This is a genomic window from Devosia albogilva (assembly GCF_042685625.1).
GTDB lineage: Bacteria > Pseudomonadota > Alphaproteobacteria > Rhizobiales > Devosiaceae > Devosia > Devosia albogilva.
Genome location: NZ_JBHUNP010000001.1, coordinates 1,511,398 through 1,526,427 on the forward strand (window position 1 = coordinate 1,511,398; position 15,030 = coordinate 1,526,427).

General features: G+C 67.2%; 14 protein-coding genes and 1 pseudogene. 6 read left to right on the forward strand and 9 right to left on the reverse strand.

Annotated elements, in window-relative coordinates; genetic code table 11:
- Window positions 1–131: 131 nt before the first annotated feature.
- Both ACFSX5_RS07640 and ACFSX5_RS07645 read left to right on the forward strand, forming a co-directional pair.
- Window positions 132–1,916, forward strand: a pseudogene (locus ACFSX5_RS07640) (cation:proton antiporter domain-containing protein); the annotation flags it as partial.
- A gap of 778 nt (window positions 1,917–2,694) precedes the next feature.
- Window positions 2,695–3,123, forward strand: a complete 429-nt coding sequence (locus ACFSX5_RS07645) for an RrF2 family transcriptional regulator (RefSeq protein ID WP_386832680.1) — start codon at window positions 2,695–2,697, stop codon at window positions 3,121–3,123.
- Here the strand turns inward: ACFSX5_RS07645 and ACFSX5_RS07650 are convergent.
- The 3 genes from ACFSX5_RS07650 to ACFSX5_RS07660 all read right to left on the reverse strand — a co-directional run bounded on the left by ACFSX5_RS07650 (window position 3,120) and on the right by ACFSX5_RS07660 (window position 5,961).
- Window positions 3,120–5,315 (reverse strand): putative bifunctional diguanylate cyclase/phosphodiesterase, encoded by a 2,196-nt coding sequence (locus ACFSX5_RS07650; RefSeq protein WP_386832681.1) that lies wholly within the window; start codon window positions 5,313–5,315, stop codon window positions 3,120–3,122. The two genes, ACFSX5_RS07645 and ACFSX5_RS07650, sit on opposite strands and share 4 nt — an antisense overlap.
- A gap of 126 nt (window positions 5,316–5,441) precedes the next feature.
- Entirely contained in the window at window positions 5,442–5,651 is a 210-nt protein-coding gene (locus ACFSX5_RS07655) for a hypothetical protein (protein ID WP_386832682.1), read from the reverse strand.
- A gap of 67 nt (window positions 5,652–5,718) precedes the next feature.
- Window positions 5,719–5,961: a BON domain-containing protein gene (locus ACFSX5_RS07660; RefSeq protein WP_386832683.1), complete on the reverse strand. Its 243-nt coding sequence runs from the start codon at window positions 5,959–5,961 to the stop codon at window positions 5,719–5,721.
- Window positions 5,962–6,210: 249 nt separating this feature from the next.
- Between ACFSX5_RS07660 and ACFSX5_RS07665 the strand changes: the two genes are divergently transcribed.
- Window positions 6,211–6,417, forward strand: a complete 207-nt coding sequence (locus tag ACFSX5_RS07665; protein ID WP_386832684.1) for a DUF1858 domain-containing protein — start codon at window positions 6,211–6,213, stop codon at window positions 6,415–6,417.
- On the opposite strand, the gene ACFSX5_RS07670 is transcribed toward ACFSX5_RS07665, so the two are convergent.
- The 6 genes from ACFSX5_RS07670 to ACFSX5_RS07695 all read right to left on the reverse strand — a co-directional run bounded on the left by ACFSX5_RS07670 (window position 6,409) and on the right by ACFSX5_RS07695 (window position 12,154).
- Entirely contained in the window at window positions 6,409–7,077 is a 669-nt protein-coding gene (locus ACFSX5_RS07670) for a Crp/Fnr family transcriptional regulator (protein ID WP_386835596.1), read from the reverse strand. The two genes, ACFSX5_RS07665 and ACFSX5_RS07670, sit on opposite strands and share 9 nt — an antisense overlap.
- A 102-nt stretch (window positions 7,078–7,179) precedes the next feature.
- The gene (locus ACFSX5_RS07675) at window positions 7,180–8,772 is read right to left on the reverse strand and encodes a copper resistance CopC/CopD family protein (protein ID WP_386832685.1); all 1,593 of its coding nucleotides are present in this window, start codon (window positions 8,770–8,772) and stop codon (window positions 7,180–7,182) included.
- 56 nt (window positions 8,773–8,828) lie between these two features.
- Window positions 8,829–9,359 carry a YcnI family copper-binding membrane protein gene (locus tag ACFSX5_RS07680; RefSeq protein ID WP_386832686.1) on the reverse strand — a complete coding sequence of 177 codons (531 nt, stop codon included), beginning with the start codon at window positions 9,357–9,359 and terminating at the stop codon, window positions 8,829–8,831.
- A 25-nt stretch (window positions 9,360–9,384) separates the two neighbouring features.
- The gene (locus ACFSX5_RS07685) at window positions 9,385–10,368 is read right to left on the reverse strand and encodes a hypothetical protein (RefSeq protein WP_386832687.1); all 984 of its coding nucleotides are present in this window, start codon (window positions 10,366–10,368) and stop codon (window positions 9,385–9,387) included.
- 55 nt (window positions 10,369–10,423) lie between these two features.
- The gene (nirK, locus tag ACFSX5_RS07690; RefSeq protein ID WP_386832688.1) at window positions 10,424–11,581 is read right to left on the reverse strand and encodes a copper-containing nitrite reductase; all 1,158 of its coding nucleotides are present in this window, start codon (window positions 11,579–11,581) and stop codon (window positions 10,424–10,426) included.
- Window positions 11,582–11,644: 63 nt separating this feature from the next.
- Window positions 11,645–12,154, reverse strand: a complete 510-nt coding sequence (locus ACFSX5_RS07695; protein WP_386835598.1) for a pseudoazurin — start codon at window positions 12,152–12,154, stop codon at window positions 11,645–11,647.
- Window positions 12,155–12,432: 278 nt separating this feature from the next.
- Between ACFSX5_RS07695 and ACFSX5_RS07700 the strand changes: the two genes are divergently transcribed.
- From ACFSX5_RS07700 to ACFSX5_RS07710, 3 genes are all read left to right on the forward strand, one after another.
- Entirely contained in the window at window positions 12,433–13,659 is a 1,227-nt protein-coding gene (locus ACFSX5_RS07700) for an NnrS family protein (RefSeq protein WP_386832689.1), read from the forward strand.
- Between the two features lie 104 nt (window positions 13,660–13,763).
- Window positions 13,764–14,198 (forward strand): pseudoazurin, encoded by a 435-nt coding sequence (locus ACFSX5_RS07705; protein ID WP_386832690.1) that lies wholly within the window; start codon window positions 13,764–13,766, stop codon window positions 14,196–14,198.
- Window positions 14,199–14,258: 60 nt separating this feature from the next.
- Window positions 14,259–14,942, forward strand: coding sequence for an NnrU family protein (locus tag ACFSX5_RS07710; protein ID WP_386832691.1), 684 nt, complete (start codon window positions 14,259–14,261; stop codon window positions 14,940–14,942).
- The last annotated feature ends 88 nt before the right edge of the window (window positions 14,943–15,030 follow it).

The following is a 15,030-nucleotide window of genomic DNA, read 5'->3' on the forward strand; positions in this document are numbered from 1 at the left end:
TTCGCCACAACACTGCCAAACTGACTTCGCCATAAGAACGAGTGGCTGGCGCTTGCACGGGCGCAGGCCATACTCCATCTTGCGACTAGAGTTTCCCCCAGGCCAGTTCCGGCGTCCCGCAGCGAGGCAGCATGCACCACGACACCCCCCTGATCTCCACGATCGTCGCGGGTTTGGTGCTGGCCTACCTTTTCGGGATGATCGCCAACCGGCTGCGGCTGCCGCCGCTGGTCGGCTATCTGGTCGCCGGCATTCTGGTGGGCCCCTATACCCCGGGTTTCGTCGCCGATCAGGCGCTGGGCGCCGAACTCGCCGAACTCGGCGTGATCCTCCTGATGTTCGGCGTGGGCCTGCATTTCTCGCTCAAGGACCTGATGAGCGTGCGCGCCCTCGCCATTCCCGGCGCGGTGGCGCAGATCGCCTGTGCGACCCTGCTGGGGGCCGGCCTTGGCCTGCTGATGGGCTGGGATCTCGGGGGGAGCCTCTTGTTCGGCCTCGCCCTGTCGGTCGCCTCCACCGTGGTGCTGCTCAAGGCGCTGCAGGACCGGCGGCTGATCGAAACCGAAAAGGGCCGCATCGCCGTTGGCTGGCTGATCGTGGAAGACCTCGCCATGATCCTGGCGCTGGTGCTGATCCCCGCCATCGCGGGGCTGCAGGGAACCGACACCGGCATCCATGACCCGTTCGTATCCTTCGTCGAGCGCCTGCTGGGCACACAAATCGGCATCGCCGGCGTACTGACGCTGACCGTGGTGAAAATCGCCGCCTTTGTTGGCTTCATGCTGATCGTCGGGCGGCGGCTGATCCCGTGGGCGCTGCACTACACCGCCCATACCGGCAGCCGCGAACTGTTCCGGCTGGCGGTGCTGGCCATTGCGCTTGGGGTAGCGTTGGGCTCGGCGACCCTGTTTGGGGTGTCGCTGGCACTGGGGGCGTTCTTTGCCGGCATGATCCTGAGCGAAAGTGAGCTCAGCCATCGCGCCGCCAACGAGACGCTGCCGCTGCGCGATGCGTTCTCGGTCTTGTTCTTCGTGTCGGTCGGCATGCTGTTCGACCCGATGATCGTGGTGACCAACCCGCTGCCGGTGCTGGCGACGGTGTTCATCATCGTCATCGGCAAGTCGGCGGCCGCCTTTGCCATCGTCATGCTGTTCCGCCGCCCGGCGGGAACGGCGCTGACCATTTCGGCCTCCCTGGCGCAGATCGGCGAGTTCTCGTTCATTCTCGCCACCATGGGGGTGAGCCTCGCCATCCTGCCGCCGGATGGGCAGGACCTGATCCTTGCGGGCGCGCTGATCACCATCATCCTCAACCCGATCGTATTCTGGATCGCCGAGGCGGCCCGCCCGGCGGTGGAAGCGCGCTTCGGCGTGCCGCCGGCGCGACGCAGCGACGAGCGAGTGGAGCCGCGTGAACTCAGCTCCGTGGGCGTTGGCCCGGCGACGACCGACATCCCGAGCGACGCTGCGGTGGACACCGGGGCGCTGGGCGCCGACGACGACAGCGGGGAGCCGAGCACCAAGACCGGGCACATCGTCATGGTCGGCTACGGACAGGTCGGGCGCGTGGTGGCCGAGGGACTGAAATCGACTGGCGAACCGCTGGTGGTCATCGAGGATTCCGATCATGACGTCGCCGCTGCCCGCGCCGCCGGGCACGAGGTGGTGGTGGGTAATGCGGCCAGCACCCCGGTGCTGCGGCTTGCCAATCTCGGGCAGGCCCGCACGCTGCTGGTGGCCATTTCCAATGGCTTCGAAGCCGGAACAGTCTGCGAGTCCGGGCGCAAGCTCAACCCGTCGATCCGCATCATGGCGCGCGCCTATTCCGAAGAGGAAGAGGCGCATCTGCGCACCCTCGGCGCCGATGTGGTGATCCGTGGCGAACGCGAGATCGGGCTCGGCTTGCTCTCCTGGCTGCGCGGCGAGCGCGGCGAACTGCCCGCCAAGCCACCGGCGGAACCCGCCGAACCGGAGGTGAAGCTTCCCCCGGCCGAGAATTTGCTGGCGCAGGCGAGCGTGCCGGCCGAGGCGATGACCTTCGCCATTCCCGAAGCGGCCGCTGCCGCAGCCGTGGCCGGGGTCGCCGTATCCTCGGCCGCGGTCGAGGAGAGCGCCGAGCCGGTTGCCGCAAGCGACGTGACAAGGGGCGATGCGGACGAAACCGGAGAAGACGTGACACCGGAAGCCACCACTGTGGAAGAGGCTCCTGCGGTTGTTGCCGCCAGTGAGCCGGCCGAGCCGAGCCTGGAGGACGACCCGGTGGTGGTGGTCGCGGTGGAAGGCGGCAGCGAGCCTGTTGCCGAAGCCGCTGTTCCCGCTGCCGATACGCTGGAGACGACCGAGGCCACACCTGCGGTCGGCGAAGCGCCAGCCCCGGCGGACGAAAGTGCCGCGGAAGACGAAACGGCGGCAGAGCCCGTCGACGAACCGGAGTCTCCAACCGAACCGGCGCCCTCCGCCGAGACCGCGCCGGAAGCTGCGCTGGGGGCCGAAGAGGCACCGGCGACCGAAGTGGATGTGGCGCCCGAGCCTGCTGGCGACGACGACCGGACCGACGAGCCGGAAGCGACCGCCCCTGCCGAACCGGTTGCGCCCGTGCCGGATGCGACACCGGCCAACGGCGAGGAGCAAGAGCAAGCGCCGGTCGTGCCTCCGGTCGAGCCCGAACGACGCTAGAGACGGCTTGGGGGCAGAGGTGATCTCGCAAAAAGCCAAATACGCGCTGCGGGCGCTGGTATCCCTCGCCCGCGCCGGCCGGGGCGAGACCCGGATGATCGGGGAGATTTCGCGCGAGCAGGCCATCCCCAAGAAGTTTCTCGAGCAGATCCTGCTGGAGCTGAAGCGGGCCGGGCTGGTCGCCAGCCGCCGCGGCCGATCGGGCGGCTACGAGTTGCTGCGGCCAGCCGAACAGATCACCTTCGGGGAAGTGCTGCGGCTGATCGACGGCCCCATCGCGCCATTGCCGTGCCTGTCGATCATCGCTTATCGCCGCTGCGAGGATTGCCGCGACGAAGCCGAATGCGAAATCCGCCATGTGTTCGAGCGGGTGACGCTGGCGACGCGGGCCGTGCTCGACCGCACCAGCCTCGCCGACTCGCTCCGGCTCGAGGACCTGCCGGTCTAGGCCCGGCGCACGGCGGGAGAACCCGCCGCAGCAAACTGCTCGGCGAGCCTCTCGGAGGTCAGCGGACGCGACAGCAGATAGCCCTGTAGCTGATTGCAGCCCATTTCCTGCAGCATCTGCTGCTGCTGCTCGGTCTCGACGCCTTCGGCGGTAACCTTCATGTGCATGGCCCGACCGAGGTCGATGATCGAGCGCATGATGCTTTCGATCTCGGCATCCTTGCCGAGCTGGGCGGTGAAGGACTGGTCGATCTTGAGCTTGTCGACGCCGTGATTGCGCAGATAGCTGATCGAGGAATAGCCGGTGCCGAAATCGTCGAGCGCGACGCGGATGCCGCTGGCCCGCAGATGCCGCAAGGTCTCCTGCACCATGGGTGAGTTCTGCAGCAGCAGGCCTTCGGTGATCTCGAGCTCCAGCCGCTTCGGCTTGAGGCCGGTTTCGGCCAGTATCTCGAAGACGCGCTCGGCGAAGCGTTCGTCGCGGAACTGCACGGGCGACACGTTCACCGCCACCCAGGGGAGGCCCGTCGCAACCGCGTAGGCGCAGGCCTGCCGCATGACCCAGAAGCCGAGCATGTCGATCAGCCCGCGTTCCTCGGCGAGCGGGATGAAGGTGGCGGGAGACATGCGCCCGCGGGTGGCGTGCTCCCAGCGCACCAGCGCCTCGGCACCGGCCATCTCGCCCGTGCTCGCCTCGAAAATGGGCTGGTACACCAGCTCGAGACCGGTGTCGTTCAGCAGCGCCATGCGCAGGTCGAGTTCCAGCATGCGCCGCTCGCGCACCGCATCGCCGAGTTCGCCGGCGAAGAGCTGCGCCCGGCCGCGGCCGTTGCCTTTGGCCTCATAGAGCGCGATATCGGCCTGGCGCAGAATCTCCTCGGGGGACTGGGAGGCGTCGGTGACCACCACGCCCACGCTGCCGCCGCACCGGGCGGTGTGGCCGTCGAGTTCGAACGGCTCTTCGAGCGCAGCCACGATCCGCTGGCTCATCTCCTCGGCCTCCGGGTGCGTGGTTTCGAACTGGATGACGGCGAACTCGTCGCCCCCAAGCCGGGCGACGGTATCGACCTCCTCGACCAGATCGCAGAGGCGCCTGGCCGCCTGCCGGATCAACTGGTCGCCCGCCGGATGACCGAGCGTGTCGTTGACGTGCTTGAAGTGGTCGAGGTCGATGTAATGGACGGCAAGGCTGGAGCCGGTGCGGCGTGCGTTGGCGAGCGCTTGCTCCAGACGATCCTCGAACAGAGCCCTGTTGGGAATGCCGGTCAGGGGGTCGTGAAAGGCGAGGAAGCTCGCCCGCGCCTGCGTGGTCTCGAGCTGGTTGGAGGTGCTGCGTAGCCGCCCCAACAGAAGCAGCAGGCCGAGCCCAGCCATCACCACGCTGCCGAGCATGACCGGCGCTGTGTCACGGATCAGCTGGAAGGCGGGCTCGCGCGGCTCCCAGGCGAGGACACCAAGGATCCGGCCGGCGCTGTTGCTGACCGGAATCGCGGCGCGATCGGCGATCGTGGTGGCGCCGGCTTCGAAGGTGAGATCGTGGATGTCGTAGCGATCCGCAATCTCGGCCAGAAGATCCTGGTCGAGGAGCCGGACGGAAATATGGATCGCCTCGCTGCCCGGCGCCTGCGAAACGCGGTCGGTACTGGGGATCACCGGACGCACGCTGGCCGCCGCGACGCGACCATCGTCGAGGAGGATGAAGTCGCTGGCGCCGAGGCCGGTCACTGCGGCGGTCGAGTCGGCAAGGCCCTCGGACGTTTCGGCCATCCGGGCCCGCAAATCCGAAACCAGCGGCGCAAGCGCGGCAAAGCTCGCAAACACTTCCGGCCCGACCGCTTCGCCACCAGCAGCGGCGCGCAGGGGCTGGTCGTCGGCCCCGAGCAGGAACACATAGTCGTGCCCGTAATAGTCGCTGACCCAGGCGGTGAGATTGTCATCGATCCAGACAGGGTCGCCCACCCGCACCTGAAGCACCGCGTCGTCCCACACGGTGACGGTCTCCTGATCGGTGGGGATGCGGTCGACGACCTCCGCAATGCCGTTGCGGATGGCGCGGGTCTCGTGGGCGATGGCTTCATCGTCGATGCGGGAGGCCGCCCACCAGCCGAAGGCGGCCACGGCCACCAGGAGGAGCATGGCCAGGGCGGGCATCGCATAGATGATCTTGCGGGGGAGTGTGGGCCGGCTGTTCAAAATCTAGAAGCTCTCGGGAAGTCGGGCGCGGCAGTCCTCCCCTGCCACTGATGTCCCCGAGCTTGAGCCCAAGACCTTAAGAACCTTGCAAGACATTGCCTGCAGTTGGGCTGAAATAGCGGCGGATTACCGCCGGTTGGGCGCGCCCATGATCGCGGCAGCGACGGCCCAGGATATGGGCATCGAGAACAGGAGCGCCGCGAAGGCGACCGATTGCAGCGAGGCCATCATGGCCTCGAGCCCGAGCGGCGACATGCAGCGCGCAACAAGCCCCGGCCCGCACAGGGCCGCGGCGGTGGGAGGCATCAGCATGGCAGCAAGGGTCAGCCTTGGCATCGGTCGTTCTCCGGCGGGGAGAACGACGTGCTGCGGGGGCGGTTCCGGCGCTCACCGCCGGTGAGGTTCAGGCGGCGTGGGCGAGAGGAGTGCGGGCGAGGGTCAGCTGATTGCGCACGTCGCCAGTGCAGTAGAGATCTTCGAGCAGGTCGAGCGTGGTCTCCATCTCAACCAGAGATGCCACTTCGCCGCTGACGGTGAGCACGCCGTTGGCGACCTCGATGTCGACCCCGGTGGGTACCAGGAACGGGTGCGACCACAGGGCCTCGAGCGCCCGCTGGGCGATGTTGTCGTCGGTGATGGTGTGCATGGCGCATCTCCTTGTCCGGTATGGCCACTCGATAGGCCGTCTCACCCGCTAGATAGTTGCGCTGGATCAAAAAGCGCCCCGCCCTGGGGCATGGCAGGCATGCAGTTCGTCGGCGCTGAGGCGCGAGGTCGCTGTTCCGGGCATGAGCGGTCGACCTGAAGCAGCCCCGATCACGGTGTTGTCAGCTTGCGCTTCAGCAAAGAGCGGTGGCGGGCCTTGCGGCAAAGCTCTCGTTCTGGAGGTGGAGCCATGCGCCGCAATCATCTGGAAGACATGAGCGTCAAGGAGATCATGGACCGTTGGCCGGCAACGGTGCCGCTGTTCATCCGCAATGGGCTCAAATGCCCGGGCTGTCCGATCGGCCCATTTCACACGCTGGAGGATGCATCGCGCGAGCACGGCAAGGACCTGGCCGGTCTGGCCGAGGAGATCGTGCGGCTCGACCGGCTAAAGTAGCCCGGGCACCTCGCCGTCGCCGATCAGCAGCAGCCGGTGCGGGTTCTTGAGGAGCAGCTTCTGACGACCGGATTCGACCAGGCCCGCCGCTTCCCAGGCTGACAGGATGCGCGACACGGTGTGCAGGGTGGTGCCGGTCATCTCGGCAATGTCCTGCTTGGAGATTGGGAAATCGATGCGGATGCCGGCCGGCTCCTTGCGGCCGGCCTGATTGCCGAGCCGGAGCACCGCATGGGCGACGCGGCGTTCGACCTCCTCCGTCGCCAGCTCGCGCATGCGGGTATGCGCTTCCTGCAGGCGATCGCCCATGGTCTGCATGGCGCCGACGGCGAAATGGGGGAAATCCTGGACAAGCTGCGACCAGCGCGACATCGGCCAGGCGACGGCGGCACTGTCGATGACCGCGGTGGCAGTGCCGGGATAATCGGTGCGGCTGAGCGCCTTGGCGATGCCGAACAGGTCGCCGGGATTGACCATGCGGACGATCACCTGCTGGCCTTCGGCGGTAACCTGGGTCACCCGCAGCCGCCCGGAGAGGAGCACAAAGAAGTGCTTCGCCTCCTCGCCCTGCTCGAAAACGGCTTCGCCGGGACGATAGCGGCGCTGGACCGCGCCGGACACCAGTACATCGAGCTGCTCGTCCGGCAGCGCCGCAAACATGCCGAGGGTACGGGCTTCGCCGAGATCTGAATGGTTCACGTGTGGCAACTCCAACCCGCCGCTTGCATAACCCGCCTTCCGGCAGCTTGGCAAACAACCGCCTCAGGGCGCGACCGTCACGTCGCCGGTGAGCTTGATCAGCTCGAAATCGGTGACCCGCACCTCCACCTCGACGGTCCACCGGCCCGGCAGCGGCAGCACGACGGCTTCGGCACGCCAGTTGCCCTCGGCATCGACCTCTGCGGTTCTGGTCACCGGGGCGAGGTCGAGCTCCGCGGGGGTGAGGGACAGGCGCACGGAGCGGGGCGAAACGGGCTCTCCGTCGGCGGTGGCAAGGGTGATCAGCACATCGGTGGACCCGACGCGGGCGGGATTGATGGCCAGTTCGGCGGTGAGGTTCCTGGCGGCAAGCGCAAGCTCCACCCCCGCCGGCTGCTCTGCCGCGGCGAGGGCGCGCGGTGGCGGCGTGAAGCGCCAGCCTGCGACCAGCGCAAGAATGGCCGCGATCAGCACCAGTTCGGCAACGATGCCGCGCCGCATATGCCGCACCGCCTTGAGGTCACCGGCGGCAGCGGGCGCGGTGAGAACCCAGCGGTTCCAGCTGGCAATGGCGAACAGCACCACCAGCAGAACCAGCTTGGCGGCAAGGATGGCGCCATAGCCGGACATCCAGGCCGGGCCGGGCCAGCCAAGCTGCACCACCGCCAGCACGATGCCGGAAGCAACCAGGGGCACGATGGCGAAGGGGATTGCCGCAGAGAAATAGAGCAGCGGCGGCGTGGCGATGCGCCGCTCGAGCCGGAGCAGCAGCACCAGCGGGTAAAGGGCGCCCACCCACCAGGCGATGGAGACGATGTGCACGAACAGCGCCGAGCGCATCAGCCATTGCGGTTCGGCGGCACTGGCGTGGCCGCTGGTGCTGACGGCAAGGCCGAGCAGCACCAGCCCCACCGCCGCCATCAGCTTCAGCCACAGATCGTGCCGGAGCCTCAGGGCGAGGAGCGCCGCGGCAAAGGCGCAGAGTGCCAAGAGGCTGGTGCGGCCGTAGACGGTGGCGAGCCCCGTGCTCCAGACCTGCCCGTCGGCGAGACCGGCAATGCCGAGCCCCAGCGCATCGAGGCCCTGGAAACCGATGACCAGCACCGCCGCCGCCGCGCCGACCAGCGATGCCGTTACGGCGAGGCGCCGGGCGCGGCGCGGGAGCACGGGCGACAGGATGCGGAAGGCGGCGCCGCCGACGCCGAAGAACAGGCCGAGATAAAGCGCGAGCCGGCTCGCCCAGAGGAGGGGGATCACTTCGGGCTGAGAGGGCGGGGCGAGGTCGAGTTGGCCGGCCGCCACCGGCTGACCGATCGAGAACACGCTGGTGCCGGCGATCGGGTGACCGTCTTCGGACACCGCGCGCCAGCTGACGACATAGGTGCCGTCGTCCAGGCCGGCGTCGAAAGCGAGCGTCAGTTCGCTGCCGTTGGCGACGAGCTCGACAGGTTCGCCACTGCCGTCGCCGGGGCGGATCAATGTGGCGGTGAGCGGGCTGACCGGTTCGTTGAAGCTCAGCACCAGCGCCGGTGGAGGCGCCTCGAGCACCGCCCCGTCGGGCGGCGAGGAGCCGGTCAGGGTGGCGTGCGCAAGCGCCGGCAGGATACCGGCCAGCAATAGCAGCGTGGCAACGATCGCCCTGGCGAGACCGCGCAAGAGCTACCCCCGAATGGCTTCAGCGCACCGGCAGATACCGGTGCGCTGGAGCAGGATCAATGGTGATGCCCGTCGCTCGCCTCGGCCGGCGACAGGGTCACGGAGGGTGCCGGGAACTCGGCATCCGCGTCGCCCGAAGTGTCGATCCAGGCGTCTTCGGTGTCGCCGCAGGTCTGGATCACCGGAAAATAGAACGGCTGGTCGGTCGGGACATCGGCGCCGAAGGTGCCGCGGAAGACGAACTCGTCGAAAAAGTCGTTGGGCAGTTCGCCGCCGCTCCAGGAGATCTCCTTGACGCCCTCTTCGAGCATGGAACCGTGGCTTTCGAACGGAGTCTCGTAGGGGCCGCGTACGGTTTCCACCGTCCAGCCGGCCTTCAGCATCGGGCGGACGTTGTAAAAGCCTTCGGGGATCTGCACGCGCACCGCCGTGGTGGCGGCATCGCCGCAGCCATGGCCGACCACCAGCACCGCACGGAACGTGGTGCCGATCTGTGCTTCCTGGTTCTGCAATACGATGTGCGAGTGGGCCGGCACGGCGCCGGCCAGCAGGGCTGCGGTGGCAAGGAACAGGGGCAGTTTTTTCATTGGCTCACTCCTTGTGTTGGCAGTGTTATTCGGCTGGTACGGTGAGGGCAAACGGCACGGTGACAACGTCGCCGCCGCCGGTGAATTCGATCCACAGCGCGTAGTCGCCGGGTGCGGGCAGCGTGACGTGAACCGTCATCTCGGGGTCCACAGCCTCCGCAGAGGCGGTGCCGTGATCACCATGACCGCCATGTGTACCAGAAGCGTCGGCGTGGCCGTGATCGGATTCCGGTGCGCCGTGGTGGCCGGCGCCGTGTTCGGCCGCCGGAGGCGTATCGTGGCCATGTCCGCCGCCGTGGCCTCCGTGGCCACCGGCTTCGCCATCGGCCATGGCATGGGCGTGGACATAGGCGAGGTCCTCGGCGCGGATCAGCACCGCATGGGCGGCAACGCCGAGATAGGGCGTGATGTCGTCCGCGGGGGCGCCATTCTTCTCGACCAAGAGGCTGAGCATGCTCTCGGTGCCGGGCTGAAGCTCGGACGCATCGAGGGTGACGGTATAGGCACCGGAAACCGCTTCGATGGGACCGGCATCGATGCTGACCGGCTCGCGACTCATGCCGTCGGCGGCAGCGCCGCCCTCGCCGATCTCGAGATCGAAGCGCAACACCTGCTGACCGTGCCCGGTCGGCACCGCGTCGGTAAAGACATGGTAGAGTCCGGCTTCGGGGAACGGCAGTTCCACAGTGAAGCGGCCGTCGGCGTCGGCATGCTCGACATGCCTATGGATCAGCGTCGACAACCCGGCGTCGACTGCAAGCACGTGCAGTTCCTGCGTCAGTTCGAGGTCGAACCCGGTGACGGGCTCGCTCGTCGCGACATCGGCATAGCTGAATTGGAGTTCGCGGGTGAGCGGACCGGTGTCGCGCACCTGCATCTCGCCGGTGACGGCAGCTTCGGCACCAGGGAGCGCGAAGACGCCTTGCACGGCCTCCTGTGCCAGTACCGCCGGACTGCACCCGAGCGCCAGGGTCCCCGCGAAGAGGGTCAATATCGGTCTTGCTGCCATGTCATGTCTCCGAAGCGTAGATGATGCGGCCCGCCAGTGGCGGGCCGCAAGGATGTCAGTGGCCCGACATCGCCGGATCGGGCGGTTCGCCGATCGGCGCGAAGATATCCGGCTGTTCCTCGCCCTCGACGATGAGATAGCCCGCCAGCCCGCGCTCGGCGCGCGACAGGGCATGATCCACCAGAACGTAGCGGCCGGGGACCTCGCACTTGAACTCGACGACGCAGGCACCGCCCGGTGCAACGGTGATGGTCTGCACATCGGTGAGGGGCGGGCTGGTGAGCGAGCCCGCATTGTAGACGCGGTCGAAGATCTCGCCGATGACGTGGAACGACGAGGTGAAGTTCGGCCCGCCGACGCCGAAGAAGATACGCACCGTCTCGCCCACATTCGCCTTGAGCGGGAAGTGGTCGGTCAGGGCACCCACATGGCCGTTGAACACGAAGTATTCCGGCCGCTCGTTGAGCATCTTCTCATAGCTCTCGGTCAGCAGGCCTGCGGTGCCGAACGGCTCCTCGGTGTAGATCTCGCCCTGCATCACGTAGAACTCGCGATCGACCGGCGGCAGGCCCTCTTCGGGCTCGACCACGATCAGGCCATACATGCCGTTGGCGATGTGGAGCGCCACCGGCGGCACCGCGCAGTGGTAGACATAGACGCCGGGATTGAGCGCCTTGAACTTGAAGGCAAATTCCTCGCCCGGCAGGGCCGTGGTCAGCACCGCGCCGCCACCGGGACCAGTGGTGGCGTGGAAGTCCACATTGTGGGCCATCCAGCTATCTTCGTTGTTCTTGAAGTAGCACTCGACCGTGTCGCCCACCCGCACGCGGATGAAGGGGCCGGGCACGCGCCCGTTGAAGGTCCAGAAGCGGAAGGTGGCATTGTTGTCGAGGTGCGCCTCGAGTTCGATCGTCTCCAGCTCGACCCGCACGGTTTCCGGCTCGCGCCGGGTGATGGGGCCAGGAATGTCGGCCGGATCATGCGCGACGTCGGCATGTTCGGTCATGCCCGGATTGACCTGATAGAGCCGGCCGCTGCCGGTGGTGCCACCGGCTGCCGACTGGTGATGGGCATGCTGGGCCGTCGCCTGGACAGTGCCGCCGGCCAGCGCGCCGGCAAAGGTCAGCCCTGCCGTGCCCGCCAGCAGGCTGCGCCTGCTGATGCCATGTTCACGCTCGCCCGCAGCGGCGTGGTCGTCTTTTTTGTCAGTCATGCTTTCACCCTTTGGTTGGTAGCAAAACGCCTCCCGGCAAGGGGGCCGGGAGGCACCGATTGATTACTGGGCAGCAGGAGCCGCTTCAGCATCGCCGCCCTCTGCAGCGCCGGCTTCGGCACCACCGCCTGCCTCTGCTTCCGCGATCAGCTCGGCCATGCGGTCTTTCGAGCGACCGGGCAGCTTCTCGACCTCTTCGGTGGCAAGCGCCGGCGGATTGTCACCAACCTGGATCAGCCCAACCATGCCGAGCCCCACATGAGGCTGACACTTGTAGGCGTAGAAGCCTTCCTGGGTGAAGGTGACGGTGATTTCCTCGTTGATCTTGCCCTTCCAGGTCTCGCCACCCTCGGGGATCATGTTCAGGATGGATTCCGAATTATGGCCCTTGTCGGTGGCGACAAAGGTCACCGTGTCACCGGGCGCGATCTTGAGGAAGGCAGGCTCGAACTGCATCGGCCGCCCCTCGGAGTCCTTGTTCAGCATCTGCACCTGGTGATCCGCGGCCCAGGCGGGCACGGCCAGCAGGGTGGTGGCGATCAGGGCTGAGGTGGCGATTATCTTTTTCATGATTTCTCCTCGGGGTTTATTCGGGGGACCGCGCCTGGCTCGGCGCGTTGCGAACGTGAGCGCTCCGTGCCTAACGACTGGGCCAAGGGAAGGTTCGCCTTGGTATTTGCAGGCAATCCAGCGGGTCTGGTCCGTAAACTCCGGGTTGTGTTTCTCCTGTGTAGCGAGGCGCCACCGGACCTTCTTTGACCCAGGTCAAGGATGACGGCGGAGTTTGCTTGCGGTGGCGCAAAGAGGCAGTGCCGCCTTTCGGATACCGGACGGGGACCAAGGAGAAGTATATGACACAGCAGGCAGAAACCAAGCGCCAACCTGTTCCGCGCGGGCTGGGTCGCACCGGCCCGGTGATCCTGTCTTATGGCTTCCGGCCGTTCTTTCTTGCCGCCGGTGTCTGGGGGATCGCCGCCATGGCGCTGTGGATCGCCACCCTTGCCGGCGCCATGGAGGCAGGGGGATCACTCGGCGGCGTCTCCTGGCACGCCCACGAAATGCTGTTCGGCTACACGAGCGCGGCGCTCGCCGGATTTCTGCTTACCGCCATTCCGAACTGGACCGGCCGGCTGCCGGTCTCCGGATGGCCGCTGCTGGGCCTCTTTGCCGTCTGGTGCCTGGGGCGACTGGCGCTGCTGTTCCCCGACACGATCGGACCGGACTGGGCAGTGGCGCTCGACATCCTGTTCCTGCCGCTACTGCTGGCGATCTGCGCCCGCGAGGTGATTGCCGGCAAGAAGTGGAAGGACCTCAAGGTCCTGGCCGGACTGCTGGCGCTTTCGGTGGCCAATGCCGCATTCGACATCGCCATGCTGACCACCGGCGACACGGCCCTGCCCTCGCGGCTGGCGGTCGCCGCCTATGTGATGCTGATCGCCATTATCGGCGGCCGCATCCTGCCGAGCTTTACCCGCAACTGGCTGGCCAAGAACGGCTGGAAGGCCTTTCCGGCGGCCTATGACACCTTCGACACGGTGGCGCTGCTGATCGGGCTCGCGGCGCTGGCGGTCTGGGTGGTGGTGCCGGAGGGTTGGCCGGTGGCGGTGCTGCACCTGATTGCCGGCGCAGCCCACGCGTGGCGGCTCAAGCGCTGGCAGGGCTGGTCGGCGCGTGCCGAAGGGTTGGTGCTGATCCTCCACGTCGCCTATGCCTTCGTGCCGCTCGGCTTTCTCGGCACGGCCGCCGCGGCGCTTGGGCTGATGGAGCCGGCAGCAGCGCTCCATGTTTTCACCGTGGGGGCGATCGGCACGATGACGCTGGCGGTGATGAGCCGTGCCACCCGCGGGCATACCGGTCTGCCGCTGCACGCCTCGGGCTGGACGGTGGCGAGCTACGCCGCCGTGGTCGCCGCCGCGCTGGTGCGACCGCTCAATGCGGTGCTGCCCGACCTCACGCTCGAGATCTACTCGGCAGCGGGCGTGCTGTGGATGCTCGCCTTTGCGCTCTATGTGCTGGAATACGCCCCGCCCCTCACCCGCCGGCGCAAGGACCTGCCGCCGGGGCGAGGCAAGGACTGAACCGCCGGATCACTGTTTGACACGGATCAAAGACCGGCTGCCTCCAAGGCGCCACAAGGGGCCACCGACGGGCGCACGGGCGCGCCCGGACCAAGGAGAAGAAAATGAAGACCCTCGGGATTGCTGCCGTTGTTGCATTGCTCATCGGCGCAGCACCGGCCTATGCCGCCAATGTCGAAGTCCAGATGCTGAACAAGGGCGCCGACGGCGCCATGGTCTTCGAGCCGGCGCTGATCGAAGTCGCTCCGGGCGACACGGTGACGTTCGTGGCCACCGACAAGGGGCACAATGCCGAGAGCATCAAGGAGATGATGCCGGAGGGTGCCGAGACCTTCAAGGGCGCCATGGGCAAGGATGTGGCCTTCACCTTCACCCAGGAAGGCGTCTACGGCATCAAGTGCGCCCCGCATCTGGGCATGGGCATGGTCGCCGCCGTGGTGGTGGGGGAACCCACCAATCTCGATGCCGCCAAGGCGGTGACGCTGCCGGGCAAGGCCAAGGACCGCATGGCCACTGCCCTCGACGCTGTCGCACAATAACGTCAAACTGGCCCGGGTGGCTCGTCCACCCGGGCTTTTCGTTGAACACCGGAATCCGACATGGACGATTTCGCCGCCTGGACGCCCTTCGGCACCGCGCTTGTCGCCTTCCTTGCCTCCCATGCCATTCCGGCACGACCACCGTTGCGCCGCCGGCTCACCGCGCTCATGGGCGACCGATTGTATCTGGCGCTCTACTCGGCTCTGTCGATCGTGCTGCTGGTTTGGCTGGTGCATGCCGCCGCCGGCGCTCCCTTTGTCGAGCTGTGGAGCTTCGAGAATTGGCAGCGCCACGTGCCCGCCCTGCTGGTGCCGATCTCGTTCGGCCTGGGTGCCGCAGGGCTGTTCACTCCCAACCCGCTCTCGATGTCGGCGGCGCGCCGCCCCTTCGACGAGAGCCGTCCCGGGGTGACCGCGCTGACCCGCCATCCGGTGCTGATGGCGCTGGCGCTGTGGACCGCGTCGCACCTGGTGCCCAATGGCGACCTGTCGCACGTGATCCTGTTCGGCACCTTTCTCGTGCTGTCGATCGGCGGCATGTTCATCCTGGACCGGCGCGCACGGCGCCGCCTCGGAGAGGCCGAATGGACGGCGCTGGCGCGCCGCTACCGGGTGCTGCAATGGCCGCGCGGCCGCTGGCTCGACTGCCGGACCGTGCTGCTAGGCCTGGCCGGCGTCGTGTTCGCCTTCGCCTTCGCCCTGCTGCATGAAGTGATCATCGGCGTGCCGGCCCTGGCGCCATGACCGAAAGCCGCCGGCTCACCAGTCGGTAATATTCTATTCTTGACAGCCTCCTGTTTAGGAATTCAGTATTCCGCTGGCTCTCTGCCGA

Coding starts and splice junctions, on each gene's coding strand:
- ACFSX5_RS07710 (WP_386832691.1), top strand. CDS start 14,259: ATGGACGATTTCGCCGCCTGGACGCCCTTCGGCACCGCGCTTGTCGCC.
- ACFSX5_RS07700 (WP_386832689.1), top strand. CDS start 12,433: ATGACACAGCAGGCAGAAACCAAGCGCCAACCTGTTCCGCGCGGGCTG.
- ACFSX5_RS07685 (WP_386832687.1), bottom strand. CDS start 10,368: ATGGCAGCAAGACCGATATTGACCCTCTTCGCGGGGACCCTGGCGCTC.
- ACFSX5_RS07665 (WP_386832684.1), top strand. CDS start 6,211: ATGCGCCGCAATCATCTGGAAGACATGAGCGTCAAGGAGATCATGGAC.
- ACFSX5_RS07680 (WP_386832686.1), bottom strand. CDS start 9,359: ATGAAAAAACTGCCCCTGTTCCTTGCCACCGCAGCCCTGCTGGCCGGC.
- ACFSX5_RS07670 (WP_386835596.1), bottom strand. CDS start 7,077: ATGTTTGCGGCGCTGCCGGACGAGCAGCTCGATGTACTGGTGTCCGGC.
- ACFSX5_RS07660 (WP_386832683.1), bottom strand. CDS start 5,961: ATGCACACCATCACCGACGACAACATCGCCCAGCGGGCGCTCGAGGCC.
- ACFSX5_RS07655 (WP_386832682.1), bottom strand. CDS start 5,651: ATGCCAAGGCTGACCCTTGCTGCCATGCTGATGCCTCCCACCGCCGCG.
- nirK (WP_386832688.1), bottom strand. CDS start 11,581: ATGACTGACAAAAAAGACGACCACGCCGCTGCGGGCGAGCGTGAACAT.
- ACFSX5_RS07705 (WP_386832690.1), top strand. CDS start 13,764: ATGAAGACCCTCGGGATTGCTGCCGTTGTTGCATTGCTCATCGGCGCA.